Below are 25,391 nucleotides of genomic sequence, written 5' to 3' on the forward strand. Positions count from 1 at the left end.
AAAAGCCCCGCCGACCTCCCCCTGGTCTGCGGGGCTTTTTATTGCCTGTCGTGTGCCGCAGGGCGTCTGCGCTACCTTGCGTGCAGTCCTGACCGGGGGTGAGCCATGAGTGCGACGTTCGCCGAGATGTTCCAGCTGGCCATGCCGTGGTGGGCGTTCGTGCTGCGGGCCTGCGTGGTGTACTTCATCCTGCTGGCGATGATCCGGATGACCGGCAAGCGCACGATGGGACAGTTCACGCCCTTCGACATGTTGCTGGTGGTACTGCTCGGCAACGCCGTGCAGAACGCGCTGCTCGGCGCCGACACTTCGGTGGGCGGTGGCCTGCTGCTCGCGGCCACGCTGATCGCGCTGAACTGGACCGTGGGCCTGGTATCGGCACGCTCGCCAAAGCTGGAGCGCTGGGTGGAAGGCGCGCCGGTATTGCTCGCACGCGACGGGCAGGTCTATCGCGACGTGCTGCGCCGCGAACTGATCAGCCGCGAGGATTTCGAGAAGGCGATGCGCGAAGCGGGTTGCCTGGACATGGCCGACATCCGCCTGGCCGTGCTGGAGAACAACGGGCATATCACGGTGGTGGGGCGGAAGCCCTGACCGCTGCTGTAGGAGCGACGTGAGTCGCGACCACAGGTCATCCGATGCGCAGGATTCGGATCAGCTCGCACGAACAGCGAAGACGTCGCTCTCTGGCTAGGCCTGATTGCCTTGTGGCATTAGGATTCTCGGGGGCGCGTGGTCGCGACTGACGTCGCTCCTACAGTCGCTCCCACAAGAGCCGGCTCAGGCCCGTTCGGCCAGCCAATCGCGCGGGCGCAGGTAGTCCGTCAGGCGCTGCTCGTCGCTGCCGTCCTCCGGCGCGTAGCCGTATTCCCAGCGCACCAGCGGCGGCAGGCTCATCAGGATGGACTCGGCGCGGCCGCCGCTCTGCAGGCCGAACAGCGTGCCGCGGTCGTAGACCAGGTTGAACTCGACATAGCGGCCGCGACGGTAGAGCTGGAACTGCCGCTCACGCTCGCCGTATGGCGTGTCCTTGCGGCGCGCGACGATGGGCAGGTAGGCATCGAGGAAGCCGTCGCCGACGGCACGCAGGTAGCCGAAGTCGCGTTCGACGTCCTCGCTCAGGTCGTCGAAGAACAGTCCGCCCACGCCGCGGGTCTCGTTGCGGTGCTTGAGGAAGAAATACTCGTCGCACCAGCGCTTGTGCGCGTCGTAACGCGCCTGGCCGCCGAAGGGCTCGCACAGGTCGCGTGCGGTCTGGTGCCAGTGATGCACGTCTTCGTCGACCGGATAGAACGGCGTCAGGTCGAAGCCGCCGCCGAACCACCACGCCACCGTTTCGCCCTCGCGCTCGGCGCGGAAGTGGCGCACGTTGGCGTGCGTGGTGGGCAGGTGTGGATTGCGCGGATGGAACACCAGCGACACGCCGACCGCACGCCAGGATGCGCCGGCAAGTTCCGGGCGATGGGCGGAGGCCGAGGGCGGCAGCCGGTCGCCGGATACGTCGGAAAATCCGATGCCTGCCTGCTCGAACACGGCGCCGTCGCGCAGCACGCGCGTGCGACCGCCGCCGCGGATCGGCGAGGGATCGCCGGGCGGACGCGCCCAAGCATCCTCGCGGAAGCGCGCGCCGCCGTCGGCGGCTTCGATGGCAGCGCAGATGCGGTCCTGCAGGTCGGTCAGATAATCGCGGACAGGCGTGATGTCGTTCATGCCGCGCATTCTACCGGGGCGTCCGGAGCGGCCCGAATTCCGCCCGCACGTCCGGCCTGCACAGCTGCCAGACCACCAGTCCGTGCAGCACGGCGAACACCAGCGCGCTGCCCCACAGCGTGGCCAGCGTCAGCAGGTGCAGCGCCGCGAGTTCCTGCTGCAGCTGCGCGAGCCCCGGTTGCCCCGGCAGCGCCTGCACCCAGGAGAACGTCGCGTCGATCACCGCGATGCCGGCAAAGTTCACCGCCGCGCCCAGCACCATGAACAGCACGAAGCCCCACCAGCCCCACGCCCGCCGGCGCAGCAGCCCGACCGACACCGCCAGGAACGCGAGGCTGACCACGAGGAAGCCGACCGCGATCGTCGTCAGGTGGGTAAGCACCCACAGCGCGGGCGCGGGGATCGGTTGTGTGGCCAGGAAGTCCAGCACCGCGCCGGTATCCACCTGCCCGAGCAGGACCAGCGCCGCGATCACCTGCAGCACGGCGTACAGCGTGGCGAGGATGCCCAGCGCGATCGACACCTTCGCCGTGACGGTGACGAAAGCCGACGGCGCGGCGGTGGCTGGCGTGGACACCACCGCTTACTTCAGGTTCTGCTCGAACAGCTTCAGCACGCGCTTGTACTCGTCCAGCCACGAGTCCGAGCGGGTGAAGCCATGGCGTTCCAGCGGATACGCCGCCAGTTCCCAGTTGTCCTTGCGCAGCTCGATCAGCTTCTGCGTCAGCACCACCGAGTCCTTGAAGAACACGTTGTCGTCGATCATGCCGTGCGCGATCAGCAGGTGGTCCTGCAGGCCGGCGGCGTACTCGATCGGCGACGAGGCGCGGTAGGCCTCCGGGTCCAGTTCCGGCGTGTTGAGGATGTTGCTGGTGTACTCGTGGTTGTACTGGGTCCAGTCCACCACCGGCCGCAGCGCTGCGCCGGCCTTGAATTTGCCGGGTTCGCGGAACAGCGCCATGAATGTCATGAAGCCGCCGTAGCTGCCGCCGTAGATGCCGGCGCGGTCGCGGTCGCCCTGCTTCTGCTCGACCAGCCAGTCCAGGCCGTCCAGGTAATCCTCGAGTTCGGGATGGCCCATGTTGCGGTAGATCGCGGTGCGCCAGTCGCGGCCGTAGCCCTCGCTGGCGCGGTAGTCCAGATCCAGCACGATGTAGCCGCGTTCCACCAGCAGGTGGTGGAACATCTGCTCGCGGAAGTAGTTGGGATAGCGCGCGGTGACGTTCTGCAGGTAACCCGCGCCGTGCACGAACATCACGATCGGGTAGCGCTTGCCCGGTTCCATCGTCTTCGGGCCGTAGTACTTGCCCCAGACCACGCCGGCGCCGTGCTTCGACGGCACCTGCACGTACTGCGGTTCGATCCACTCGCGCGCCTTGAACGCGGCCGTGCGGGTGTCGGTCAGTGGCCTGGCCTGGCCGCCGTCCATGCCGACGACCGAAAGCTGGGCGGGCGTGTAGCTGCGCGAGTGGCGGACCAGCAGCTGGCGACCATCCGGCGACGCGCTGAAGCTCTCGACACCGTCCAGGGCCGTGACCTCGCTGACCTGGTTGGCCGCCAGGTCCAGCCTGCAGACTTCGTAGTCGCCCGGCCAGTCGCGGTTGCACAGGAACAGGAAGCCGTTGCCGTCCGGCGCGATTTCCGGCTCGGAGACCTCCCATTTGCCGGTCGTGCGGGCGCGGAACTTCTCCGCGCCGCTGGCGGTGTACAGGTGCGAATAGCCCGATTCTTCGGACAGCAGCCACAGCGTGCGGTTGTCCGGCAGCCAGCCGAACTCGTTGAAGCTCCAGTTGATCCACGCGTCATCGGTCAGGCGATGGCGTGGCTGCAGCCTGGCGCCCGGCAGGTCGACCGTGGCGATCCAGCGGTCCTTGTTGTCCACGGCGTGGACCTGCACGGCGACCTGGTTGCCATCGTTCGTCCAGGCCACGGCGTCGCCGTCGCGACCGCCTTCCACACGCACGTCGCGGTTGCCCTTCATCGGCTCCTTGCCGGCGGCCTTGCGCAGCGATGCGAGCGGGTCCCGGTCGATGCCGGGCAGCGGGTCGAATGCGAGCGGCTTGACGCTGCCGTCGGCCAGGTCCACGCGCCACAGCGCATGCGGCAACGGCGCATTGCGGCCCACCCGGGTGCGGACGTCCTGGAATTCCTCGTAGCCGGATTCGGTGACGTACAGCGGCATCTTGCCGCCCTGTCCGGCGTCGGCGCCCTTCTTGCGGGTCACCACCAGCAGCCAGCGGCCGTTCGGCGACAGCGAACTGGATTCGATCTCGACCTCGGTGCCCAGGTAGATCGGCGTCGGGGCGCGGGTGAGGTCGGCCTTGCGCCAGGCTTCCGCCTGCTTCTGCGCGGCCTCGCGCTGGGCGCGGTCGTCGGCCAGCGTGCGCAGGGTGCGCAGCTGCTGCTCGCGCAGCGCGTCGGCCTTCGGCGGCGCCAGCGGATCGCGCTCGGCCTTGAGCTCGGCAACCGTCGAGGTGCCGCTGCCGGCGGTCCAGCGGTACCAGCGCGTCCCGGTGCGCCAGAGCACCGCGCCGTCGTGGGCGAAGCGCGCCTGCTGTTCGGCTTCGTTGGTGCGGGTGACCTGGGTCAGCGCGCCGCTGCGCAGGTCGCGCACGAACAGGTCGCCGTTGCGCGTCAGCAGCATGCGCTGGCGGGTGGCGTCGTAGACCCGGCCGGCCGCATCCAGTCCTGCGCGCTGGTCATCGCCGACGCGGCGTGCGGCGCCGCCATCGAGCGACTGCTCGAACGTGTCGCGCACCTGGCTGGCATCGCGCTTGAGTTCGTACTGCACCTGCCTGCCGTCCCACGTCCACCAGGCGCGTTCGACCGGCGGCCCGATCCAGTCCGGTTCCGCCATGGCCTGTTCGATCGTCAGCGGCGCGGACGTCTGGGCGTGCGCCGGGGCGGCGAGGGCGAGCGGCAGCAACAAGGCGAGCAGGGCGGGGCGCATCGGGCATCCGTTAGTGCGAGGTGAAGAGCGCAAGATTACCAGTCCCGTCGCGCGGTTCCGGCCGCCGATGGTCATGCCCCGGCGTGAACGCGTGCGGGTTTCGCGCCTATCGCATTTCCCGCACAATCCCCGCTTGTCCACACGCGGGGCGCGACACGCGCGGATGCAAGCCTACGTCTACAAGAGCCAGCGCAAGGCCGACACGTTCGTCTACCTGGCGAAGCGCGATGATTTCACCCTCGTGCCCGAGCCGCTGCGCAGCCAGTTGGGCGAGTTGTCGTTCGTGCTGGAAGTGGCCCTGACGCCCGACCGCAAGCTGGCGCGCGAGGATGCCGCCGTCGTCCGCGAAAACCTCTCGGCACGCGGCTTCCATGTGCAGTTCCCGCCGCCGCTCGATCCCCGCGTCCGTCCCGATGCCTGAGTCGCGCCTGCAGACCCGCCCGATCGCCGCCGCCGCTGTCCTGGCCGGCATGCTGCTGGCTGCCGGTGGCGGCTGGGTCGGCGGCGTGGTCGCGGCGCTCGCCGCCTGCCTGGCGCAGCCGGCGGTCGCGCTGGGCGTGTCGTGGCTTCGCGGCACCCGGGTGCTGGCGCCCGCCCGTGCGTGGCGCGAAGACCTGCCTGCCTTGTTGCTGGCCTGGGCGGTCGCGTTTGCCGGCAGCGCCGCGCTGCTGGCCTGGCCGCTGGCCTCGTTGCGCGACAGCGGCAGCCTGCCGGCGGCACTGGGCGTCAGTGCCGTGGTCGGCGCGGTGATCGTGGGACTGTGGCGGACCTGGCCGCTGTGGCACGGGCTGGAACGCGATGGCGGCGCCCTGTCCGCACACTGGCGTGGCCTGGTCGAACGCGACTTCCATGCCTGGCGCGGCCTTGCCGTGGCGAGCCTGCTGGCGCTCGCGGTCGGCGGCGGACTCTGCCTGGCCTGGCCCGCCCTGCTGCCCGAGGCGGCACGTGCCGGCGTGGCAGTGGCCTATGCGCTGCTGCTGCCGGTGCTGCACTGGGGTGTGCAGCGCCTCGACGGTGCGGGCGTGCTGCCGGTGGTCGAGATGCCGGATCACCGCGAGGACGACGCCTTCGCGGTGCCCGCCAGCGAGGCCGCCGCCGAGGTTTTCGATCTGGAACAGGCACTGTTCGATGCCGCCCGTTCCGGTCGCGTGGACCGCGCGCTGGAGCTGATCGAAGCCGGCGCGGACCCGCATGCGCTGCCCGCCGAAGGCGCGCGCGACCAGCGCAGCCTCGGCGCGCTGGCGGCGGTGCTGCCCGACCTGCGCCTGCTGCGCACGCTGATCGCGCACGGCGTCGACCTCAACCATGCGCATGCCGGCGTCACCCCGCTGCTCGCGGCCACGCGCGACAGCTGGCACGGTCGCCCTGACGCCGTCACCACGCTGCTGGCCAACGGCGCCGACCCGCGCATCGCCGATGCCGAGGGCAACACGCCGCTGCACCATGCCGCCCGCAGTTCCGATCCCGGCGTGGTCGCCCTGCTGCGCGACGCCGCGGCGGAACTGGATGCGCTGAACCACGACGGCCTCACCCCGCTGGGCGTGGCCTGCGTGGCCGGCAACTGGCGACTGGCGAAGTTCCTGCTCGAGCGCGGCGCGCGGCCCGATCCGCAGGGCGGGCAACCGGTGCTGCTGGCGGCGGCCTCCACCGAAGAAGACGACCCCGCCGGCGTGCAGCTGCTGCTCAAGCACAAGGCCAAGGTCGATGCGCGCGATGCTCAGCGCCGCAGCGCCCTGCACGAAGCCGCGTTCGCCGGCCATGCCGACATCGCCGCCACCCTGCTGGCCGCCGGCGCCGATGTGCACGCCCGCGACGGCCAGCAGCGCACGCCGTGGCTGGATGCCGCGCGCGGCGCGCGCCTGGCGGTGCTGGAGAAGCTGGCCGAGGCAGGCGCCGACCGGCATGCCGTGGACAGCGAGCGTCGCAACGCGCTGATGCTGGCCTGCATGGCCGAACAGGCCTCGCCCGTCATCGTGCGCCGCCTGCTGGAGTGGGGCGTCGATCCCGCCTCGGCCGACACGCAGGACCGTCGCGCGGTCGATGTCGCCGCCGAAGCCGGACGCTGGGCGCTGGTCTCCGCGCTGGATCCGGGTTACGCGCTGCCGACCGCAGTGGCGACCGCCGAAGACGAAACACCGCCCGACCGTGCCCCTGCCGCGTTGCTGCGCGAAGGTCTGGCGAGCGGGCAGTTCGACGGCCTGGAAGCCCTGGCGCGACTGAGCTCGCGCGAGGAACTCGGCGCGCTGCTGCACGACAGGGAAATGCACCGGCCGGCACGGCTGGCATGGCTGTTGCGCCAGGGCGCCGACCCGGACAGCCGCAATCCGCAGGGCGACACGGTGCTGTTCGCCCTGCTCGCGCAAGGACCGGCCGGGCAACCGGCGCTGGCCACGCTGCTGGCACGCGGCGCCTCGCCGGCGGGGGCGGGCGGACTGGCCCGCTTCATGGCGGCGTGCGCGGCGGACGACCAGGCGGCGCGGACCCTGGAATCCTGTGCGCTGGATCTGCTGGAACGCGGCGCCGATCCGTTCGCGCCTTCCCCGCAGGGCGATCCGGCGCTGTCGCTGGCGGTGCGGCTGGGATGGCAACGCGTGCTCGACCGCCTGCTCGACCTCGGCGTGGATCGCGAGGCGCGCGACAGCCACGGCATGACGGCGCTGCACCTGGCGGCTGTGCTCGGCCGCGAGGCCGCGCTGAAACAGTTGATCGCGAAGGGCGCCTCGCCGGAAGCGCGCGCCGCCGACGGCCAGACGCCGCTGGGCGTCGCGCTGGCGTGCGGGCGTCGCGACCTGGCCGACTGGCTCGACTGGCGCGTCTGGTCGCTGCCACGCCGCGCGCTGCGCCCGGCCGACCTGCCGGCGGCCGCGATGGCCGGCGACCGCGATGCCGTGCGCCGGCTGCTCGACCTGGGTTTCGATGTCGATTCCCCGGACGCGCAGGGCTGCACGGCGCTGCTGCGCGCGGCCGGCGGCGGTGCCGCCACGACCGTCGAACTGCTGCTGGCGCGCGGCGCCGATCCGCAGCGTGCCGCCAACACCGGCGCAACGCCGCTGTCGGCAGCGGTGAGCATGCGCCAGGTCGAGATCGTCGGTGCGCTGCTGGCCGCCGGTGCCGACATCGAACATCGCCTGCCCGGTGGCGTCACCGTGCTGATGCTGGCCGCCGCGCTCGGACTGCCGGAAATCGCCGCCCGCCTGATCACCGCCGGCGCCAACGTGCAGGCCGGCGATGCGCAGGGGCTCACGCCGCTGCACTGCGCGGCGCTCTACGGCTTCACCGCGCGCGAGAAGCCGCGGCTGCTGGCGCTGCTGGACACGCTGCTGCTGTCCGGTGCGGAATCCGAACAGGTCGCCGCCGGCGCGGTGACGCCGCTGCTGCTGCTGTTGGGCGCACGGGCCGAACCGGGCACCGCCTGCGACGAGGAGGTCGTGCTGGCCGGCCTGGAGCGCCTGCTCGATGAAGACGTATCGCTGGATGTGCAGGATCCGCGCGGCTTCGGCCCGCTGCATCTGGCGGCGCTGCACGGCCTGCTGCGCGTGGTCAGTCGCCTGCTACGGGCCGGCGCCGATCCGGAACTGCGCGATACCTTGAACCGCACGCCGCGCGAGATCGCGGTGATGCGCGGTTTCATCGACGTCGCGGCCGAATTCGTGCCGGCCACACCGGGCGCGGGCGCGTCGATGGCGCGCTTCCTGCGCGACCGCGGCTAGCGCGCGGGCGGCAAGCCCTCGCCGGTCGCGTCGGCTTCCAGCAACTTCTCCAGGTCGCCGACCGCATCGCGCGCGGTCTGGATCACCGCACCGTCATCGTCGTAGACCAGGTACTGCGCGCGCAGCAGCTTCTCGTCGTGCTGGCGGAAACGGCGGGTGTGCTCGGCGGCCGTTTCCGGCGGCAGGCCGAGTTCCACCAGCACCTGCTGGGCCATCTCCAGGCTGGATCCCAGCGTCTCGCGATAGGCCTCCGCGCTGAGGTCCATCAATCGCCACGCATGCTGGCGGTTGCGCGCACGCGCCAGCACGCGCGCCTCCGGATACATGCGGCGGATCAGGCGCGTGGCCTTGATGTTGGTATCCGGCTCGTCCATCGCGATGACGAACACCTTCACGTGCTGCGCGCCGGCCGCCCTCAGCAGGTCCGGTCGCGTCGGGTCGCCGTAGTACAGCCGGATGTTGCCGAACCGCCGCAGCGTGTCGACGGTGTCCGGGCTGTGCTCCAGCGCGACGAACGGAATGCGCTGCGCGGTCAGCAGGCGCGCGACGATCTGGCCGAACCGGCCCATGCCCGCGATCAGCACCTGTGGCTGTTCGTCCGGAATCTCGTCGTACTGGCGCGTCGAGGCGGCCGGCCGCTTCACCCCGGCCAGCACGCGATGCAGGCCGAGCAGCAGCAGCGGTGTCAGCGCCATCGACAGGCCGACGATGGCGGTCAGCTGGTTGCGCAGCTCGATCCCCATGAGTTTCACCCGCGTCGCTTCGCTGAAGACCACGAACGCGAACTCGCCGCCCAGCCACAACGTACCCGCCAGCATCAGCGCACCGCGCGGATCCAGCCGGCCCGGCCAGCGTCCCACGCCGAACAGCAGCGCGAACTTCACCGTCAGCAGGGTCAGCACGCCGGCCGCGATCAGCTCGGGCTGCGCCGCCACCGCATCCAGGTCGATGTCCATGCCGACCGCGATGAAGAACAGGCCAAGTGCCAGGCCCTTGAACGGGTCGATCTGCGATTCCAGCTCGTGGCGGAATTCCGAATCCGACAGCAGCACGCCGGCGAGGAACGCGCCCAGGCCCGCACTCAGGCCGGCCAACTGCATGAACCAGGCGATGCCCAGCACCACCAGCAGCGCGGTGGCGGTGAACACCTCCGGCATGCGCGTGCGCGCGACGACGCGGAACAGGTGCCGCAGCACCAGCCGGCCGCCCAGGATCACCACGGTGATCGCACCGACGGCATGGAACACCATCGTCCAGGTGAGCGTCTCGTTCTTGGCGCCACCGAGCAGCGGAATGGCGGCCAGCAGCGGGATCGCCACCAGGTCCTGGAACAGCAGGATGGCGAAGCCGAGGCGGCCGTGTTCGCTGGTCAGTTCCTTGCGCTCGGACAGCAGCTGCAGGCTGACCGCGGTGGACGACAGCGCCAGGCCCAGGCCGATCACCAGTGCCGTCTTCCAATGGTGCTCGAACACCAGCGCAATGCCACCCAGCAGCAGCGCACTCAGCAGCACCTGCAATCCGCCCGCGCCGAACACCGGCTTGCGCATCACCCGCAGCCGCGAGGGCGACAGTTCCAGACCGATGACGAACAGCATCATCACCACGCCGATCTCGGCGGCGTTGAGGATGCGGTCCGCATCCCGCACCAGCGCCAGCCCGTCCGGCCCCAGCACCACGCCGGCCACCAGGTACGCCAGCACCGCGCCCAATCCGAAGCGCTTGAACACCGGCACCGCGATCACCGCGGCCAGCAGGAACACCAGCGCCAACTCCAGACCACTACCGTGCATGCATCACCTCGTGGCGATAGTATGCGGGCGACCGGGCCGGAGCGGCCCTCTTCCAGGGATCGAGGAGGACACATGAAGCAACGCGCTGCGTGGATGCTGTGCTGGCTGGCGGTGATGCTGGCCTGGGCGCCGGGGGTATCGGCGCAGGGGCCGGCCGGGGTGCGCAAGCAGGTGGAAGCCAGCATGCGGGTGACCGGAGCGATCACCATCGCCACGGACGGCAGCGTCGAGGCGGTCGATCTGGATACGCCGGAGAAACTGCCGAAGGGTATCGCCGCGTTCGTCGGCCAGAACATCGCGGGCTGGCGCTTCGAGCCCGTCGTGGTCGACGGGGTGCCGCGGCGCGCGCTGACCCGGGTGAGCGCACTGCTGGTCGGCAAGACGATCAGTGGCGGACAGATGTCCGTGACCATCCGTGGCGCCGACTTCAGCGACGACACGGTGCTGCCGGAAGCCGAGCGCGTCGCCGCCCGCCAGATGAAGGCGCCGGGTTATCCGACCGCGGCGGCAGAGGAGGGCGTGCAGGGCACCGTGTACCTGCTGGTGAAGATCGCGCGCGACGGCACCGTCGGCGACGTCTCCACCGAACAGGTCAACCTGCGCTTCGTGGCCAGCGAGCCGCAGATGAACCGTCACCGCGACCGCCTGGCCCGTGCCGCGATGGCCGCCGCGCGCGGTTGGACGTTCGCGCCGCCGACCGCGGGCGAACAGGCAGCGCAGTCGCACTGGATCGTCCGCGTGCCGGTCGATTTCAACTTTACCGGCCTGCTGCCCTACGGCCAGTGGCAGGTCTATGTGCCCGGCCCGCGGACGCGGCCCGACTGGGCGCTCGACGAAGACGCCCCCGGCTTCTCGCCCGATGCGCTGGCCGAGGGCGGCATCCGCCTGGCGGGTGGCCATCGTGGCCCGAAACTGCTGACGCCATTGGATGGGGCGTGAGTGGCCTGGTGCGTTGTGTGAAAAACGGAATGTCCGAGAAGGCAAAAGGAGAGAAACGATGATGCGCACGTGGATGGCAATGGGATTGTTGGTGTTCTCGGCGTTGGCGCAGGCGCAGGGCGCCGGCGCGGTCCGCAAGCAGCTTGAAGCCAGCCTGCTGGTGCACGGCGAGATCACGGTGGACGAACGGGGCGAGATCGCCGAGTACACGCTCAAGGACCCGGACAAGCTGCCCGCAGGCGTCGAAACGTTCGTGCGCCGCAACCTGGACGGCTGGACGTTCGAGCCGCCCAAGGTGGACGGCAAGCCGGTCAGCCTGCGGAACAACATGAGTCTGCTGCTGGTGGCGAAGAAGCTGGACGACGACAACTTCCTCATGCGGATACAGGCGACAAGCTTCTACCCCCAGTCCACGGAAGAGGGCTACGAGGTCGCCAGCAGGAAGATGGATCCCCCGCGCTACCCGCGAGCCGCGGCACAGGGCGGCGCGCAGGGGACGGTGTACCTGATCGTCAAGGTCGGGCGCGATGGGAATGTGCAGGACGTGGTGGCCGAGCAAGTGAACCTGCGCGTCGTCACCACGGAAAACATGATGGTCAAGCTCCGCGAGATGTTCGCGCAGGCATCGATCACCGCCGCCAGGAAGTGGCAGTTCACGCCCCCCACGCGCGGTGACGACGTTGACGCAGAATTCTGGTCGGTGCGCGTTCCGGTGGATTTCAACATGGGAACGCAGCGGCAAAGCTATGGCCGCTGGATGGGCTACATCCCCGGTCCCAAGGAAAAGGCCGCCTGGGTGGATCCGGACCTCGCCGAGACATCGCCCGAGGCGATGGCGGCAGGCCAGCCACGCCAACTCGGCAAGGATGGTTTGCGCCTGCTGACACCCCTGGGCAGCGGCTCTTAACCGCGCTCGGCGCGGTCCAGAAAACGAAAACGCCCCGCAATGCGGGGCGTTTTCTTGTCGCTGTTCCGTCGCCGGATCAGCGCTTCATCGAGCTGAAGAACTCGTCGTTGGACTTGGTGTTCTTCATCTTGTCCAGCAGGAACTCCATCGCCGCAATCTCGTCCATCGGGTGCAGCAGCTTGCGCAGGATCCAGATCTTCTGCAGCAGCTCCGGCTCGATCAGCAAATCCTCGCGGCGCGTACCGGAGCGGTTGATGTCGATCGCCGGATAGACGCGCTTCTCGGTGATGCGGCGGTTGAGGTGCACTTCGCTGTTGCCGGTGCCCTTGAACTCTTCGTAGATCACCTCGTCCATCTTGCTGCCGGTCTCGACCAGCGCGGTGGCGATGATGGTCAGCGAACCGCCTTCCTCGACATTGCGCGCGGCGCCGAAGAATCGCTTCGGGCGGTGCAGGGCGTTGGCATCCACACCGCCGGTCAGCACCTTGCCGGAGCTGGGCACGACGTTGTTGTAGGCGCGGGCCAGGCGGGTGATCGAGTCCAGCATGATCACCACGTCCTTCTTGTGCTCGACCAGGCGCTTGGCGCGCTCGATCACCATTTCGGCGACCTGCACGTGGCGGGCGGCCGGTTCGTCGAAGGTCGACGACACCACTTCGCCGCGCACGGTGCGCTGCATTTCGGTGACTTCTTCCGGACGCTCGTCCACCAGCAGCACGATCAGGTGCACGTCCGGGTGGTTGGTGGTGATGGCGGTGGCGATCTGCTGCATCATGATCGTCTTGCCGGCCTTGGGCGGCGACACGATCAGCGCGCGCTGGCCTTTGCCCTGCGGCGCCATCAGGTCGAGGATGCGGCCGGCGATGTCTTCCGACGAGCCGTTGCCGCGCTCCAGGGTGAAGCGGCGGCGCGGGAACAGCGGCGTCAGGTTCTCGAACAGCACCTTGTTCTTCGACGCTTCCAGCGGTTCGCCATTGATCGTGTCGATGGTCGACAGCGCGAAGTAGCGCTCGCCGTCCTTCGGCCAGCGGATGCGGCCGGCCAGGTGGTCGCCGGTGCGCAGGTTGAAGCGGCGGATCTGGCTGGGGCTGATGTAGACGTCGTCCGGACCGGCCAGGTAGCTGGCCTCGGCCGCGCGCAGGAAGCCGAAGCCGTCCGGCAGGATTTCCAGCACGCCGTCGGCGGCCACGCCTTCACCATGGCGGGTCAGCACCTTCAGCAGGGCGAAGATCACGTCCTGCTTGCGGGCGCGGGCGACGCCTTCCTGGATGTTCAGCTGTTCGGCGATGTCCAGCAGCTTGGGCGCCGGCATCCGCTTGAGGTCACCCAGCGAATACTGCGGGAAGCCTTCGGGCACGTTCGGCATCATGCGCGGCACGAAGACTTCATTGCCACCGCCGTTGGCATCCTGCGGCATGCCGTCGTTGCCCGGGCGATCGCGGTTGCGCTCGCGGCGGTTGCGGAAGCGGTCGCGGCGATTGTTGTTGTTGCCGTTGTTGAAGCGGTTGCCGTCGCGCGCGTCGCCGCCTTCCTGCGACTGTCCGCCGCCCTGGGCCTGCGAGGCCTGGGCGTCGCCGCCGCCGTCGTGGGACGGTGCGGGTGCGGGTGCGGGTGCAGGGGGGCGTTCGGTCGCGACGGGCGGCAGCGGAAGCTGCGGCGCCGGATCGGATGCGCGCTCGGCGGACGCCGGGGCGCCATCGGCGGCCGGGGTTTTCGGGGCACGGGCTTTGCGCACGCGCTTCTCGGCGGGAGCGCCGGTTTCGTTGCTGCTGTCGGACAAGGTGCGATTCCTCGCTAGGTGGCGAGCGCCGGCGTTGCGGCGGCGGGGTGAAATGAAGAGTGGGTGTTCAGATCAGATGGGTGCGGCGCATCCCCTGCGCCGGATTTCGGGTTCGACACTACCACCGGCCCGGAGGGGCGGCAAGCCGTGCGGGGGCGGCGGGTTCAAGCGGATTCAGCCTGTGGCCCCCACCTGGGCGGGGGCCTGGTGGGGCGTCAGGCGGCCTGGGTGCCCAGGGCCTTGTCGATCATCTGGGTCAGCTGGCCCTTGCCGACGGCGCCGATCTGGGTGGCCTGGATCTGGCCGTCCTTGAACAGCAGCAGCATCGGGATGGAGCGGACGTGGTACTTGATGGCGGTGGCGCGGTTCTCGTCCACATTGACCTTGGCGACCTTCAGCTTGCCGCCGTAGGTCTCGGCCAGCTCGTCCAGGACCGGCGAAATCATCTTGCACGGGCCACACCATTCGGCCCAGAAGTCCACCAGCACCGGCTCGCCGGACTGCAGCACGGCAGCATCGAAATCGGCATCGCCGACGTGGGTCACTTTGTCGCTCACGGGGATCTCCTGCGGGGTCCGCGGGCGGGCGCGGACGGGTTCGGGCCGGGACGGCCACCACTATTGGGGTAAACTGGGGCGTTCCGCGACCTTTTCAAGGTTTCCCAAGTGGTCGCGCAACCCGGCACAGGGGGCGCAGTGTGCGACGCCGGTCAGGCTGTTGCAAGCACACCCACCGCATTCATACGAGACGCGCGCGGAACACAGCGACGCAAAGAAGAAGGCATGAGCGACAAACCGTTAACCGATATCACTTTCTCTTCGTTCGACCTGCATCCGGCGCTGCTCGCCGGTCTTGAAGGCGCAGGTTTCTCCCGTTGCACGCCGATCCAGGCGATGACGCTGCCGGTCGCGCTGGCGGGCGGCGACGTCGCCGGCCAGGCGCAGACCGGTACCGGCAAGACGCTGGCATTCCTGGTGGCGGTGATGAACCGCCTGCTGACGCGCCCGGCGCTGGCCGAGCGCAAGCCCGAGGACCCGCGTGCGCTGATCCTGGCGCCCACCCGCGAACTGGCCATCCAGATCCACAAGGATGCGGTGAAGTTCGGCGCCGACCTCGGCCTGCGCTTCGCGCTGGTGTACGGCGGCGTGGACTACGACAAGCAGCGCGAGATCCTGCAGCAGGGCGTGGACGTCATCATCGCCACGCCGGGCCGCCTGATCGACTACGTCAAACAGCACAAGGTGGTCAGCCTGCACGCCTGCGAGATGTGCGTGCTGGACGAAGCCGACCGCATGTTCGACCTGGGCTTCATCAAGGACATCCGCTTCCTGCTGCGCCGCATGCCCGAGCGCACCACCCGGCAGACGCTGCTGTTCTCGGCCACGCTGTCGCACCGCGTGCTGGAGCTGGCCTACGAGCACATGAACGAGCCGGAGAAGCTCGTCGTCGAGACCGAGTTCATCACCGCGGCCAAGGTGCGGCAGAAGCTGTACTACCCGGCCGACGAGGAGAAGATCCCGCTGCTGATCGGCCTGCTGTCGCGCAGCGAAGGCGCACGCACCATGGTGTTCGTCAACACCAAGGCGTTCGTCGAACGTGTGGCGCGCGCACTGGAGCGGGCCGGCTACCGCGTCGGCGTGCTGTCCGGCGACGTGCCGCAGAAGAAGCGCGAGTCGCTGCTGAAGAAGTTCCAGGCCGGCCAGCTGGAACTGCTGGTGGCCACCGACGTGGCCGCGCGCGGACTGCACATCGACGGCGTGTCGCACGTGTTCAACTACGACCTGCCGTTCGATGCCGAAGACTACGTGCACCGCATCGGCCGCACCGCGCGCCTCGGCGCCGAGGGTGACGCGATCAGCTTCGCCTGCGAGCGCTATGCGATGTCGTTGCCCGACATCGAGGCCTACATCGAGCAGAAGATCCCGTCCGAGCCTGTCACCGCCGAGCTGCTGACGGCGCTGCCGCGTCCCGAGCGTCCGAAGCCGGTCGCCGGCGAGGGCGACGACGAAGAAGAAAGCATCGGCCAGATCTTCCGCGAAGCGCGCGAACAGAAGGCGGCCGACGAAGAGCGTCGTGGCGGTGGCCGCAAGCCCGGTGGATCGGCGGGCGCCGGTCGTCGCGAGGGCGGTCGCCGCGAAGGTCCGCGTTCGGCCGATGGCAAGCCGCGTCCGCCGCGCGCACCGCGTCCGCCGCGTGCCGAAGGCGAGGCGGTCGCCGCCGTCGCCGCACCGGTGGCGCCTGCAGACACGCCTGCGGCCACGGTGCCGCGTTCCGAGACGGCCACGTTGCCGGAAGGCGAACGCAAGCCGCGCAAGCGCCGTCGCCGTCGCCATGGCCGTCCGCTGGAAGGTGCCGAGGGTGCGGTGGCGAACGCCACGCCGGCCACCGCGAAACCCGTGGCCGCGCCGAAGCCGGCCGACGACAGTGCGGGCTTCCTGACCAGGCTGGGCCGCAAGATCCGTTCGCTGGTGTCGGGCGGCTGAGCCGCGCCATCCTGCGCATCGAGAAGAAGCCGGGCATGTCCCGGCTTTTTCTTTGCGCGCCGGCATCGCCAGCGTCTTGATCGCTCCGGCATAATCGACGCACATGAGCGTCCTTCGATTCGAAAACGTCAGCAAGCAGTACCCCGGCGGCCATGCGGCGCTGGAGGACGTCAGTTTCGAGGTGGCCGAGGGCGAGATGCTGTTCGTCACCGGCCACTCCGGTGCGGGCAAGAGCACGCTGCTGAAGCTGATCCACCTGAGCGAGCGGCCCAGCCGCGGCGCGGTGCTGTTCGCCGGCCGCAACCTGTTGAAGGTGCGCGGCGGCCGCATTCCGCTGCACCGGCGCGAGGTGGGCGCGGTCTACCAGGACCATCGCCTGCTGACCGACCGCACGGTGATGGAAAACGTCTCGCTGCCGCTGATCCTGCGCGGCGACCGCCGCAGCGACATCGGCAAGCGCGTGCGCGAAGTGCTGGCGCGCCTGGGCCTGGGCCATCGCGAGAAGGCGCTGCCCACGCAGCTGTCCGCCGGTGAGCAGCAACGCGTCGGCATCGCGCGCGCCATCGTCGCCGAGCCGCGCCTGCTGGTGGCCGACGAACCGACCGGCAACCTCGACCCGACGCTGGCGGCGGAGATCATGTCGCTGTTCGCCTCCATGCCCGAGCGCGGCACCAGCGTGCTGGTCGTCAGTCATGACCTGTCGCTGCTCAAGCGGATGAAGAAGCGCGTGCTGATCCTCGACCACGGCAAGCTGGTCGACGACATTTCCCCGGCGGACCTGGCCGAATGAGCGACGCGAAGAACAGTCGCGCGCAGGCGCGTTCCGGGTTCGGCATCTGGCTCGACCAGCATCTCTACAGCTTCGTTTCCAGCCTGGGCCGCACCGTGCGCCGGCCGTGGGCGACGTTGCTGACGATCGGCGTGATGGCGGTGGCGTTCGTGCTGCCGCTGGGCCTGTGGCTGGCGCTGCAGAACATCGGCCACTTCGCCGGCGATGTGCAGCAGTCGCGCGAGATCGACCTGTTCCTGACGCCGGACACGCCGGTGGCGCGCGCGCAGGCGTTGGCGGAATCGCTGCGCAGTCGCGACGATGTCGCCCGCGTCGAACTGCGCACGCCAGAACAGGGCCTGGCTGAATTCCGCGAGCGCAGCGGCCTGGCCGGTTCGCTCGACCTGCTGGACGGCAATCCGCTGCCCAGCCTGCTGGTGGTGGTGCCCGAAGGCGACGAGGCGCGACTGGTCGCCGCACTGGAAGCGCTGCCCGAGACCGACCTGCTGCAGCACGACGCCGCCTGGCGCGAGCGGCTCGCCGGCTGGATGGGCTTCGGCAAGCGCCTGGTCTGGGTACTCGCGGCGCTGTTCGGACTGGGCGCCCTGCTGGTGGTCGGCAACACCGTGCGCCTGGACATCCAGTCGCGGCGCGAGGAAATCGGTGTGTTGCAGTTGCTTGGCGCCAGCGATGGCTTCATCCGCCGCCCTTTCATCTACCTGGGCGCGTGGTATGGCCTTGCGGCGGGCGCCTTGGCGCTGGGCCTGCTGACGCTGGCGGCACTGGCGCTGCGTGAGCCGCTGGCGGCGCTGGCGCGCAGCTATGGCAGTCCGTTCGTGCTGGTGGGGCTGGATCCGGCCGGTGCGACGGCGGTCGTGGCAGCGGCCACGTTGATCGGCTGGCTGGGCGCATGGCTGGTGACAGGCCACTTCTTGCGTCAGACTCGCCCGACTGCCACCTGACCCCCCGCGCATCTTCATGGCCCAAGAGCTCCGGCATCTGATCAGCGACGCGCCCCGCGTGATGGTGGTGGACGGGTCCAAGCTGGTCCGCAGGTTGATTGCCGACGTGCTGCAGCGCGACCTGCCGGGCGTGCAGGTGATCGGCTGCGCCAGCATCGCCGAGGCGCGCGAGGCGCTGGCGGCGGGCGAAGTGCATCTGGTCACCACCGCGCTGGCGCTGCCGGACGGCGACGGGCTGGAGATCGCGCGCAGCGTGCGCGAGGCCTCGGGCCAGGCCTACGTGCCGGTCATCGTGGTGTCCGGCGATGCGCAGCAGCATCTGGAAGAGCGCCGCTTCACCGAGTACGTCACCGACTATTTCGACAAGGCGCTGGGCCACGAGGCGCTGGCGACCTTCATCCGCGGCTACGTGCAGCCCGAGCCGGTGACCGGCGCCACCATCCTCTACATCGAGGACAGCCGCGTGGTGGCCGAGACCACCCGGCGCATGCTGGAGCGGCAGTCGCTCAACGTGGTGCATGTGCTCCGGGCCGAGGATGCCTTCGCGCTGCTCACCGCCGAATCGCTGGGCCTGTCCACGCACAAGTTCGACCTGGTGCTGACCGACGTGATCCTGAAGGGCGAGCTGAGCGGTCGCGACATCGTGCAGCGCATCCGCGTGGATTTCGCCTACGGCAAGCGCCGCCTGCCGATCCTGGTGATGACCGGCGACAGCAACCGCGACAACCAGGCCGAGCTTCTCCAGGCGGGCGCCAACGACTTGGTGCTCAAGCCGATCGCCGAGCGCCTGCTGGTGACCAAGGTGCTGTTCCAGCTGCGCCTGGCGCGCATGGACGAATCGCGCAGCCTGGTCTGAGCCGTACGCCACGCGCATGACCGACGACGACCGCATCAGGCTGGAACCTTCGTGGAAGGCGCACATCGGCGACTGGCTGCAGCGGCCGGACATGCGCGAGCTGTCCGCGTTCCTGCGCCAGCGCAAGGCGGCCGGCGCACGCATCTACCCGCCGGGACCGCAGATCTTCGCGGCGTTCGATGCCACCCCGTTCGACGCGGTGAAGGTGGTCATCCTGGGGCAGGATCCCTATCACGGTGCGGGCCAGGCGCATGGCCTCTGCTTCTCGGTGCTGCCCGGCGTGCCGGTGCCGCCGTCGCTGCTGAACATCTACAAGGAAATCAACGCCGACCTCGGCATTGCGCCGCCGGACCATGGCTGCCTGCTGCCGTGGGCGCAACAGGGCGTGCTGCTGCTCAATGCGGTGCTGACGGTGGAAGACGGACGCGCGGGCGCGCACCAGGGCAAGGGCTGGGAAGGCTTCACCGACCACGCCATCGAGACGCTGGCGCGCGAGCGCGAGGATCTGGTGTTCCTGCTGTGGGGCAGCTACGCGCAGGCCAAGGGCAAGGTGATCGACACGCGACGCCACCGCGTCCTGCGCGCACCGCACCCCTCGCCGCTGTCGGCGCATCGCGGCTTCCTGGGCTGCGGGCATTTCAGTGCGACCAATCAATACCTCGCCCAGCGCGGCAAGACGCCCATCGACTGGCGGCTGCCACCGCGCGAGCAGCTGGCGCCGTAGCGTGCGCCGCGCGCACGACCCATGATCCATGGGCTTAGGGTGTGGGAGCGACGTCAGTCGCGATGAGGCGTTACCAGTATCATCGCGACTTACGTCGCTCCCACAGCGCACGCTACCGCGTGCGGCGACGCTTCTGCGGCGGCGAGACGGGCGGGGGCGGGGTGACCGGGATGTTCCTGATCTCGGCCTGCAGTTCTTCCAGCATCGGCACCATCTTCTGCTGCACGGCGCTCATGATGTTCTGCATCAGGGCCGGGTTCTTGTCCAGCATGCGCTGGCCGGCGGCGCTTTCGTAGAACTTGCTGATCGCGCGCACGTCCTCGCGCGTGTAGGTCTTCTTGTAGACATCCAGGTACACCGGCCGCATCTGTTCCCACGACAGCGCCTTGCGGATGATCTCCTGGGTCTTGGCCTGGATGCGGGCGACCTCGGCCTTCTGTTCCTCGGTCATTTCCTGGCCGGCGAAATGCTTGTCGAACTCCTGCTGCTGCACGGCCTCCATCTGCGGGATCATGCCCGCCAGCAGGCTCTCGGCGCGCGAGGCCTTGAGCAGGCGGTCGATGTCGGCGTCCGACGGTTCGGCCGCGAAGGCGGTGCCGGCAAAGGCCAGCGCGAGGATGACGAGGAGAAGGCGGGCAAGCCGGCGGGCCGCGGTCAGCGAAGAGACGATCATGCAGTGCGGGTGGCATGGAGCGGGGGCACAGGGTGCCTGCCGGGGAGTAAAACAGACGTTAACTGGCGCCGATCCTGCGGCCGTACGCTACGAACCGTCGCCCATCCTGACTACAATCCGCCGCATGGGGAGCACCGCACTCGAGATCACGCCGACATTGGCGATTCCGGACGACGAACTGGTCGAACGCTTCGTGCGTGCGAGCGGTGCCGGCGGACAGAACGTCAACAAGGTGGCGACGGCGGTGGAGCTTCGCTTCGACGTGGCGGGCTCGCCCTCGCTGCCCGAGGCGCTGCGCGAGCGCCTGCTGGCCCGGCGAGACCGGCGCCTGACCGACGACGGCGTGCTGGTGATCGATGCGCAGCGCTTCCGCACCCAGGACCGCAACCGGCAGGACGCCCGCGAGCGCCTGGCCGGCATCATCGCCGCCGCGCTGGTGGTGCCGAAGAAGCGCGTCGCCACCAAGCCCTCGCGTGCGGCCAAGGCGCGACGGCTGGACGCCAAGCGCGGGCGCAGCGACATCAAGCGCGGCCGATCGCAGAAAAGCCATTGGGAGTAAGTGTTTGAGCAACGACATCATTCCGCGCATCCCGCCGAACATGCCGCAGGTGCCGCCCAACCGCTTCACCCGCTGGATGGGGCGCACCTTCCTGCGCATGTTCGGCTGGAAGATGACCGGCACGCTGCCGGACATTCCCAAGCTGGTGATGATCGTGGCGCCGCACTCGTCCAACTGGGACGGCATCTGGGGCATGGCGGCGAAGATCGCGATGGGTTTCCAGGTGCGCGTGCTGGGCAAGGCGCAGCTGTTCTGGTGGCCGCTGTCGCCGCTGCTGCGCAAGCTGGGCGTGGTGCCGGTGGACCGTAGTTCGCCGCAGGGCACGGTCGAGCAGGCGGTGCGCATGCTGCGGCAGTCCGACAAGATGTGGTTCGCGCTGACGCCCGAAGGCACGCGCAAGCGCGTGGACAAATGGAAAGGTGGCTTCCTGAAGATCGCCCACCAGGCGCAGGTGCCCATCCTGATGGCGTACTTCCACTATCCCGAGAAGACCATCGGCATCGGCGACGTGTACTACCCGACCGGCAACATGGAGGTCGACATGGCCGCGATCCGCGCGTGGTACCAGCCGTGGCAGGGGAAGAACCGCGGGACGGTGTGAGGCGTGCGGTGGTGGGCCTGATTGCCTGAGCCGCCGGGATGATGAAGCAACGTCGTCCCAGCGCAAGCTGGGACCCATCTTGATTCTGCGATTCTGCGCCAGCGGCTGGACTTCGGCGACGTTTCGACGAACGCTTGAGGCCCCCGTGTAACAGCAAAAGCACAATGGATCCCAGCATGCGCTGGGATGACGGGGTCGGGGTGTCCGGTACGCTGCAGGATTGGTGATTGCGTTATGCAGGAACGCCGGGTCCTGGCTTGACCAGCCTTCGGCGGTTGAATGCCGCCGGGATGATGAAGCAACGTCGTCCCAGCGCAAGCTGGGACCCATCTTGATTCTGCGGTTCTATGCGCCGGCGACTGGACTTCGGCGACGTTTCGACGAACGCTTGAGGCCCCCGTGCAACAGCAAAAGCGCAATGGATCCCAGCGTGCGCTGGGATGAAGGGGTCGGGGTGTCCGGTACGCTGCAGGATTGGTGATTGCGTTATGCAGGGACGCCGGGTCCTGGCTTGACCAGCCTTCGGCGGTTGAATACACCGGGATGACGAAGCAACGTCGTCCCAGCGCACGCTGGGACCCATCTTGATTCTGCGGTTCTGCGCCAGTGACTGGCCTTCGACGGAATCTCGACAGAACGCTAGAGGCGCCGTGAAACAGCAACAGCGCAATGGATCCCAGCGTGACCAGCCATTCGGCTGTTGAATGCCGCTGGGATGACGGAGTTGAGGTTCCATGACGGTTGCGCCATCAGGCGAGTTCTGCCTGAAAAGATCAGGTCCCGCGTTAAAGAAAAGGCCCACCTTGCGGTGGGCCTCTCGCTGATGCGGCGGAACAGGCTTACAGCGCTTCGCCACCCAGCTTCCAGGTGACCTGCACGTAGTAGCTGCGGCCCATGGAGTCGAACCATGAGGTGTCGTAGTACGGATAGTTGGCCCACGTGGCATCGCGCGGCGGCATCTTGTCCAGCAGGTTGTTGATGCTCAGCGACAGGCGCAGGTGGTCGTTGATGTCGAAGCGGGCACCGCCATTGAAACGCCAGGTGGACCCGGTCCAGGCATCGTTGTTGTAGTTCGCCACCTGGCCCAGGTAGTTGCCGAAGAAGCTCAGGCCCACGTTGTCGCGATCCCAGCTGATCCCCAGGTTGCCCTTGTTGCGCGGCAGGGTGGTGGCGCTGAAGCTCAGGTCCAGCATGTCCTCTTCGGGGTCGCCCGGGTACTGCTGGCGGGTGTGGGTGTCGGTCCAGGTGTAGCTGCCAGTGAAGCGGAAGTCGCCCGCGTTGGCGGTGGTCAGCCGGTAGTTGGCGGTCAGGTCGATGCCGGTGGTTTCTTCGTTGGCGATGTTGATCGGTGCGAAGCGCACGCTGGTGATGTCGCCATCCGCATCGCGGATGACGCGCGCCAGTGCATCCACGCAGGTCGGCGAGGCGATGTCGACGGGCGCGCCGCTTTCGGTGCTGCCGAGGCGGCAGTTCGCCTCGTCGATGCGCAGCTGTTCGCGGCTCTGGGTCTGCACCTGGTTGGACACGCGGATCTTGTAGTAGTCCACCGCCAGGTCGAAGTTGGCGAACGGGGACCACACGAAACCGGCCGAGAACGACTTGCTGGTCTCCACGTCCAGGTCGATGTTGCCGGTATAGACGTCGAACGTGTTGATGTCCCAGGTGCCGTCGTCGTAGCACTCGGCATCGCTGAAGCCGGGCTCGTCGGTCCGGCACTGGTAGTAGTCGGTCGACAGGGTGCGGTAGTAGTCGTCGCCGGCGAACAGGTAGTGCATATCCGGGGCGCGGAAGCCGGTGCCGTAGGAGCCGCGTACCAGCAGGGTGTCGAGCGGGCGCCATTCCAGGCCGGCGCTGTAGGTGAACTTGCCTGGGTTCTTGTTGCCGTACTCGTAGCGGTCGTAACGGCCGGCCAGGCTGGCCTGCAGCGAAGACAGCAGCGGCAGGCGGAACTCGCCGGCGACGCTCCAGCGGTCGCGGTCGCCGCTGCCGTCGCCGTAGCGCGGGCCGTAGTAGGCATCGGCGGTCAGCGCGAGCGGGTCGGGATTGATCTCGTACGACTGCTGGCCGTACTCGATGGCGCCTGCGAAGCCCACGTCGCCGGCCGGCATCGAGAACAGCGCCGGCGTGTCGACGGTGAAACTGAGGGTGTCGTTGTCGGCCTTGGGCCGGAAGGTCGACATCGCGGCGATCGAGGCGAACTCGGCCTGGGTCAGCGGCGTGAACAGGCGCGTCGGGTCCGGGCTGAAGATCGCGTAGCCATCGGCGTCGTAGCCCTGCTGTTCGCCCAGGAACAGGCGGTTGGCCGCCGCCGCACGGATGCGGGGCATGCCGACGTCGGCGTTGTACTGCGAGTGGTTGTAGGCCGCTTCCCAGTTCCAGCTGTCGCCGAAGGCGCCCTGCAGGCCGGTCGTGACGGCGAAGGTCTTCTGGGTGGTGACGTTCATGCGGTTGCGCAGGCCGCCGATTTCCTCGGGGGTGAACTGCCGCGACCAGATCTCGTAGTGGCCGGTGACGGCGTTGTAGAAGATCTTGTCGTTGTTGTCGGTCGAGGTGGGGTCGTGGAATTCCCAGCCCATGATGTCGCTGACCACGTCGTTGCCGTTGGTGCCGGTCAGCAGGCGCACTTCCTGACGGCCGAGCTGGACATCGGCGAACCACGACAGGCTGTCCGAGAAGCGGTATTCGAACGAGCCGTACGCGGTGAAGCCCTTGCGCTCGTTCTGGATGGTGCGATACGCGATGGCGCGCTCGCTGCCGCAGTACGGCTCGCCGAAGCGGTCTTCGGCCAGCACGGTGGTGCCGTCGTTGAGGCCGGCCATGGCCGCGCAGTTGTCGGCCGGCGCGATGTTGATGTCGTCGTCCCAGTCGTAGAGCTGGGCGGTGAGCCGAGGCAGTTGGCGGCGCGGTGTCGGCGCATCGAGGGTGGAATCCTGGTTCTCGCGCTCGAAGCCCCACAGCGGGCGCTTGTCCAGCAGTTCCAGGCCGACGATGCCGCTGAAGTTGTCGCGCTCGAAGCCGGCGGTCAGGGTCAGCCGGTGCGACTCGCCGCCACCGCGCTCGGTGTCGCCGTAGCGGTAGTCGATGATGGTGCCGTCGGTCGACTTCTTCAGGATGAAGTTGATGACGCCGGCCATGGCGTCCGAACCGTAGACGGCCGAGGCGCTGCCGGTCAGCACTTCGATGCGGTCGATCATGCCGAGCGGAATGTTGCCGATGTCGGTGAAGTTGCTGCGGCCATTGAGCGGCAGCGGAAAGTCCGCGGTGCGCCGCCCGTTGATCAGCACCAGGGTGTGGTTGGGGCCGAGGCCACGCAGGTCGACCGCCTGCGCGCCGGGCGTCGACTGGGCGCTGGTGGTGTTCTGCTGCCCCTGCACGCTGCCGCTGTTCTGGCTGAGCGAGCGCAGCACGTCGGGCACCGAGGTGAAGCCGGCCGCCTGGATCTGTTCGGCGGTCACCACCGTGATCGGCGCCGGTCCCTCGATCTGCGCGCGCGGAATGCGCGAACCGGTGACCTGCAGGGTCTCGAGCTGGGTCACGGGTTCTTCGGCTTGCGCGGCGCCGCCACCGGGAGGCGTCTCCTGGGGCGCGGGACGCGGTGGTGGTGCGCGGCGCGGGGTCGCGTCCGCCTGCACGATCAGCACGGCGCCGGAGGCGTCGCGCCTGGCCTGGAAGCCGCTGCCCTGCAGCAGCCGGTCCAGCGCCTGGTCGGTGGTGGTGGCGCCCTGTACGCCGCTGGTGCGGCGGCCCTTCAACTGGTCGGGGCGGTAGACCAGCTGCGTGCCGGACTGCTTGGCCAGCGTGTTGAGCGCCGTGGTCAGTTCGCCCGCGGGCAGGTCGATGCGGCCCGGGGCCGCCTGGGCCTGCGCGGCGAGCGCCGCACTACAGGCCATGCTCAACAGCAGGACGCGCACTGGATACCGCATCGACTCTCTCCCCGGGGGCGCTCGGAATGGCGCCTGTTGGCTATCAGGACGAACG

Annotated in this window: 20 protein-coding genes; 12 read left to right on the top strand and 8 right to left on the bottom strand. The window is 68.9% G+C overall.

The window, feature by feature from the left end:
* The first annotated feature begins 105 nt into the window (after nucleotides 1–105).
* A complete protein-coding gene (locus MMG85_RS14895) occupies nucleotides 106–594 on the top strand; it encodes a YetF domain-containing protein (RefSeq protein WP_241046736.1) in 489 nt (162 codons plus the stop codon).
* A 186-nt stretch (nucleotides 595–780) separates the two neighbouring features.
* Here MMG85_RS14895 and hemF read toward each other — a convergent pair whose 3' ends face one another.
* From hemF to MMG85_RS14910, 3 genes are read right to left on the bottom strand one after another with little or no spacing between them, the layout of a single operon-like run.
* Nucleotides 781–1,710 (bottom strand): oxygen-dependent coproporphyrinogen oxidase, encoded by a 930-nt coding sequence (hemF, locus tag MMG85_RS14900; protein ID WP_241046737.1) that lies wholly within the window; start codon nucleotides 1,708–1,710, stop codon nucleotides 781–783.
* Between the two features lie 10 nt (nucleotides 1,711–1,720).
* Nucleotides 1,721–2,287, bottom strand: coding sequence for a hypothetical protein (locus MMG85_RS14905; protein WP_241046738.1), 567 nt, complete (start codon nucleotides 2,285–2,287; stop codon nucleotides 1,721–1,723).
* Between the two features lie 6 nt (nucleotides 2,288–2,293).
* Nucleotides 2,294–4,660 (bottom strand): S9 family peptidase, encoded by a 2,367-nt coding sequence (locus MMG85_RS14910; RefSeq protein ID WP_241046739.1) that lies wholly within the window; start codon nucleotides 4,658–4,660, stop codon nucleotides 2,294–2,296.
* 163 nt (nucleotides 4,661–4,823) lie between these two features.
* Between MMG85_RS14910 and MMG85_RS14915 the strand changes: the two genes are divergently transcribed.
* Both MMG85_RS14915 and MMG85_RS14920 read left to right on the top strand, forming a co-directional pair.
* Nucleotides 4,824–5,081 (top strand): YcgL domain-containing protein, encoded by a 258-nt coding sequence (locus MMG85_RS14915; RefSeq protein ID WP_241046740.1) that lies wholly within the window; start codon nucleotides 4,824–4,826, stop codon nucleotides 5,079–5,081.
* A 49-nt stretch (nucleotides 5,082–5,130) separates the two neighbouring features.
* On the top strand, nucleotides 5,131–8,370 hold the full coding sequence (locus tag MMG85_RS14920; RefSeq protein ID WP_241046775.1) for an ankyrin repeat domain-containing protein: 3,240 nt from the start codon (nucleotides 5,131–5,133) through the stop codon (nucleotides 8,368–8,370).
* On the opposite strand, the gene MMG85_RS14925 is transcribed toward MMG85_RS14920, so the two are convergent.
* On the bottom strand, nucleotides 8,367–10,160 hold the full coding sequence (locus MMG85_RS14925) for a monovalent cation:proton antiporter-2 (CPA2) family protein (protein WP_241046741.1): 1,794 nt from the start codon (nucleotides 10,158–10,160) through the stop codon (nucleotides 8,367–8,369). The genes MMG85_RS14920 and MMG85_RS14925 overlap by 4 nt on opposite strands.
* A gap of 72 nt (nucleotides 10,161–10,232) precedes the next feature.
* Between MMG85_RS14925 and MMG85_RS14930 the strand changes: the two genes are divergently transcribed.
* Together MMG85_RS14930 and MMG85_RS14935 are read left to right on the top strand one after the other, a co-directional pair.
* A complete protein-coding gene (locus MMG85_RS14930) occupies nucleotides 10,233–11,099 on the top strand; it encodes a TonB family protein (RefSeq protein WP_241046742.1) in 867 nt (288 codons plus the stop codon).
* Nucleotides 11,100–11,157: 58 nt separating this feature from the next.
* The gene (locus MMG85_RS14935) at nucleotides 11,158–12,006 is read left to right on the top strand and encodes an energy transducer TonB (protein ID WP_241046743.1); all 849 of its coding nucleotides are present in this window, start codon (nucleotides 11,158–11,160) and stop codon (nucleotides 12,004–12,006) included.
* Between the two features lie 76 nt (nucleotides 12,007–12,082).
* Here MMG85_RS14935 and rho read toward each other — a convergent pair whose 3' ends face one another.
* Together rho and trxA are read right to left on the bottom strand one after the other, a co-directional pair.
* The gene (rho, locus tag MMG85_RS14940; protein ID WP_241046744.1) at nucleotides 12,083–13,786 is read right to left on the bottom strand and encodes a transcription termination factor Rho; all 1,704 of its coding nucleotides are present in this window, start codon (nucleotides 13,784–13,786) and stop codon (nucleotides 12,083–12,085) included.
* A gap of 215 nt (nucleotides 13,787–14,001) precedes the next feature.
* Nucleotides 14,002–14,343, bottom strand: a complete 342-nt coding sequence (trxA, locus tag MMG85_RS14945; RefSeq protein ID WP_055939299.1) for a thioredoxin TrxA — start codon at nucleotides 14,341–14,343, stop codon at nucleotides 14,002–14,004.
* Between the two features lie 225 nt (nucleotides 14,344–14,568).
* On the opposite strand from trxA, the gene rhlB reads away from it, so the two are divergent.
* From rhlB to ung, 5 genes are all read left to right on the top strand, one after another.
* On the top strand, nucleotides 14,569–16,269 hold the full coding sequence (gene rhlB, locus MMG85_RS14950) for an ATP-dependent RNA helicase RhlB (protein WP_241046745.1): 1,701 nt from the start codon (nucleotides 14,569–14,571) through the stop codon (nucleotides 16,267–16,269).
* A gap of 103 nt (nucleotides 16,270–16,372) precedes the next feature.
* The gene (gene ftsE / locus MMG85_RS14955) at nucleotides 16,373–17,059 is read left to right on the top strand and encodes a cell division ATP-binding protein FtsE (protein WP_241046746.1); all 687 of its coding nucleotides are present in this window, start codon (nucleotides 16,373–16,375) and stop codon (nucleotides 17,057–17,059) included.
* Nucleotides 17,056–18,000: a permease-like cell division protein FtsX gene (gene ftsX / locus MMG85_RS14960; protein ID WP_241046747.1), complete on the top strand. Its 945-nt coding sequence runs from the start codon at nucleotides 17,056–17,058 to the stop codon at nucleotides 17,998–18,000. Before ftsE ends, ftsX begins: the two co-directional genes overlap by 4 nt.
* Nucleotides 18,001–18,016: 16 nt before the next feature.
* A complete protein-coding gene (locus MMG85_RS14965) occupies nucleotides 18,017–18,856 on the top strand; it encodes a response regulator (protein WP_241046748.1) in 840 nt (279 codons plus the stop codon).
* Nucleotides 18,857–18,872: 16 nt separating this feature from the next.
* Nucleotides 18,873–19,580, top strand: a complete 708-nt coding sequence (gene ung / locus MMG85_RS14970) for a uracil-DNA glycosylase (RefSeq protein ID WP_241046749.1) — start codon at nucleotides 18,873–18,875, stop codon at nucleotides 19,578–19,580.
* Nucleotides 19,581–19,692: 112 nt separating this feature from the next.
* Here ung and MMG85_RS14975 read toward each other — a convergent pair whose 3' ends face one another.
* Entirely contained in the window at nucleotides 19,693–20,253 is a 561-nt protein-coding gene (locus tag MMG85_RS14975; protein ID WP_241046750.1) for a DUF2059 domain-containing protein, read from the bottom strand.
* A gap of 124 nt (nucleotides 20,254–20,377) precedes the next feature.
* Here MMG85_RS14975 and arfB point away from each other — a divergent pair, with 124 nt between their 5' ends.
* Together arfB and MMG85_RS14985 are read left to right on the top strand one after the other, a co-directional pair.
* A complete protein-coding gene (arfB, locus tag MMG85_RS14980) occupies nucleotides 20,378–20,812 on the top strand; it encodes an alternative ribosome rescue aminoacyl-tRNA hydrolase ArfB (RefSeq protein ID WP_241046751.1) in 435 nt (144 codons plus the stop codon).
* A 4-nt stretch (nucleotides 20,813–20,816) separates the two neighbouring features.
* Complete coding sequence (locus tag MMG85_RS14985; protein WP_277399907.1) at nucleotides 20,817–21,413, top strand: lysophospholipid acyltransferase family protein; 597 nt, start codon at nucleotides 20,817–20,819, stop codon at nucleotides 21,411–21,413.
* Nucleotides 21,414–22,252: 839 nt separating this feature from the next.
* Here MMG85_RS14985 and MMG85_RS14990 read toward each other — a convergent pair.
* The gene (locus tag MMG85_RS14990) at nucleotides 22,253–25,336 is read right to left on the bottom strand and encodes a TonB-dependent receptor (protein ID WP_241046752.1); all 3,084 of its coding nucleotides are present in this window, start codon (nucleotides 25,334–25,336) and stop codon (nucleotides 22,253–22,255) included.
* Between the last annotated feature and the right edge of the window lie 55 nt (nucleotides 25,337–25,391).

The organism is Pseudoxanthomonas sp. LH2527, assembly GCF_022539275.1.
GTDB lineage: Bacteria > Pseudomonadota > Gammaproteobacteria > Xanthomonadales > Xanthomonadaceae > Pseudoxanthomonas_A.

Coding starts and splice junctions, on each gene's coding strand:
- MMG85_RS14895 (WP_241046736.1), top strand. CDS start 106: ATGAGTGCGACGTTCGCCGAGATGTTCCAGCTGGCCATGCCGTGGTGG.
- hemF (WP_241046737.1), bottom strand. CDS start 1,710: ATGAACGACATCACGCCTGTCCGCGATTATCTGACCGACCTGCAGGAC.
- MMG85_RS14910 (WP_241046739.1), bottom strand. CDS start 4,660: ATGCGCCCCGCCCTGCTCGCCTTGTTGCTGCCGCTCGCCCTCGCCGCC.
- MMG85_RS14915 (WP_241046740.1), top strand. CDS start 4,824: ATGCAAGCCTACGTCTACAAGAGCCAGCGCAAGGCCGACACGTTCGTC.
- MMG85_RS14920 (WP_241046775.1), top strand. CDS start 5,131: ATGCTGCTGGCTGCCGGTGGCGGCTGGGTCGGCGGCGTGGTCGCGGCG.
- MMG85_RS14925 (WP_241046741.1), bottom strand. CDS start 10,160: ATGCACGGTAGTGGTCTGGAGTTGGCGCTGGTGTTCCTGCTGGCCGCG.
- MMG85_RS14930 (WP_241046742.1), top strand. CDS start 10,233: ATGAAGCAACGCGCTGCGTGGATGCTGTGCTGGCTGGCGGTGATGCTG.
- MMG85_RS14935 (WP_241046743.1), top strand. CDS start 11,158: ATGATGCGCACGTGGATGGCAATGGGATTGTTGGTGTTCTCGGCGTTG.
- rhlB (WP_241046745.1), top strand. CDS start 14,569: ATGAGCGACAAACCGTTAACCGATATCACTTTCTCTTCGTTCGACCTG.
- ftsE (WP_241046746.1), top strand. CDS start 16,373: ATGAGCGTCCTTCGATTCGAAAACGTCAGCAAGCAGTACCCCGGCGGC.
- ftsX (WP_241046747.1), top strand. CDS start 17,056: ATGAGCGACGCGAAGAACAGTCGCGCGCAGGCGCGTTCCGGGTTCGGC.
- MMG85_RS14965 (WP_241046748.1), top strand. CDS start 18,017: ATGGCCCAAGAGCTCCGGCATCTGATCAGCGACGCGCCCCGCGTGATG.
- ung (WP_241046749.1), top strand. CDS start 18,873: ATGACCGACGACGACCGCATCAGGCTGGAACCTTCGTGGAAGGCGCAC.
- MMG85_RS14975 (WP_241046750.1), bottom strand. CDS start 20,253: ATGATCGTCTCTTCGCTGACCGCGGCCCGCCGGCTTGCCCGCCTTCTC.
- arfB (WP_241046751.1), top strand. CDS start 20,378: ATGGGGAGCACCGCACTCGAGATCACGCCGACATTGGCGATTCCGGAC.
- MMG85_RS14990 (WP_241046752.1), bottom strand. CDS start 25,336: ATGCGGTATCCAGTGCGCGTCCTGCTGTTGAGCATGGCCTGTAGTGCG.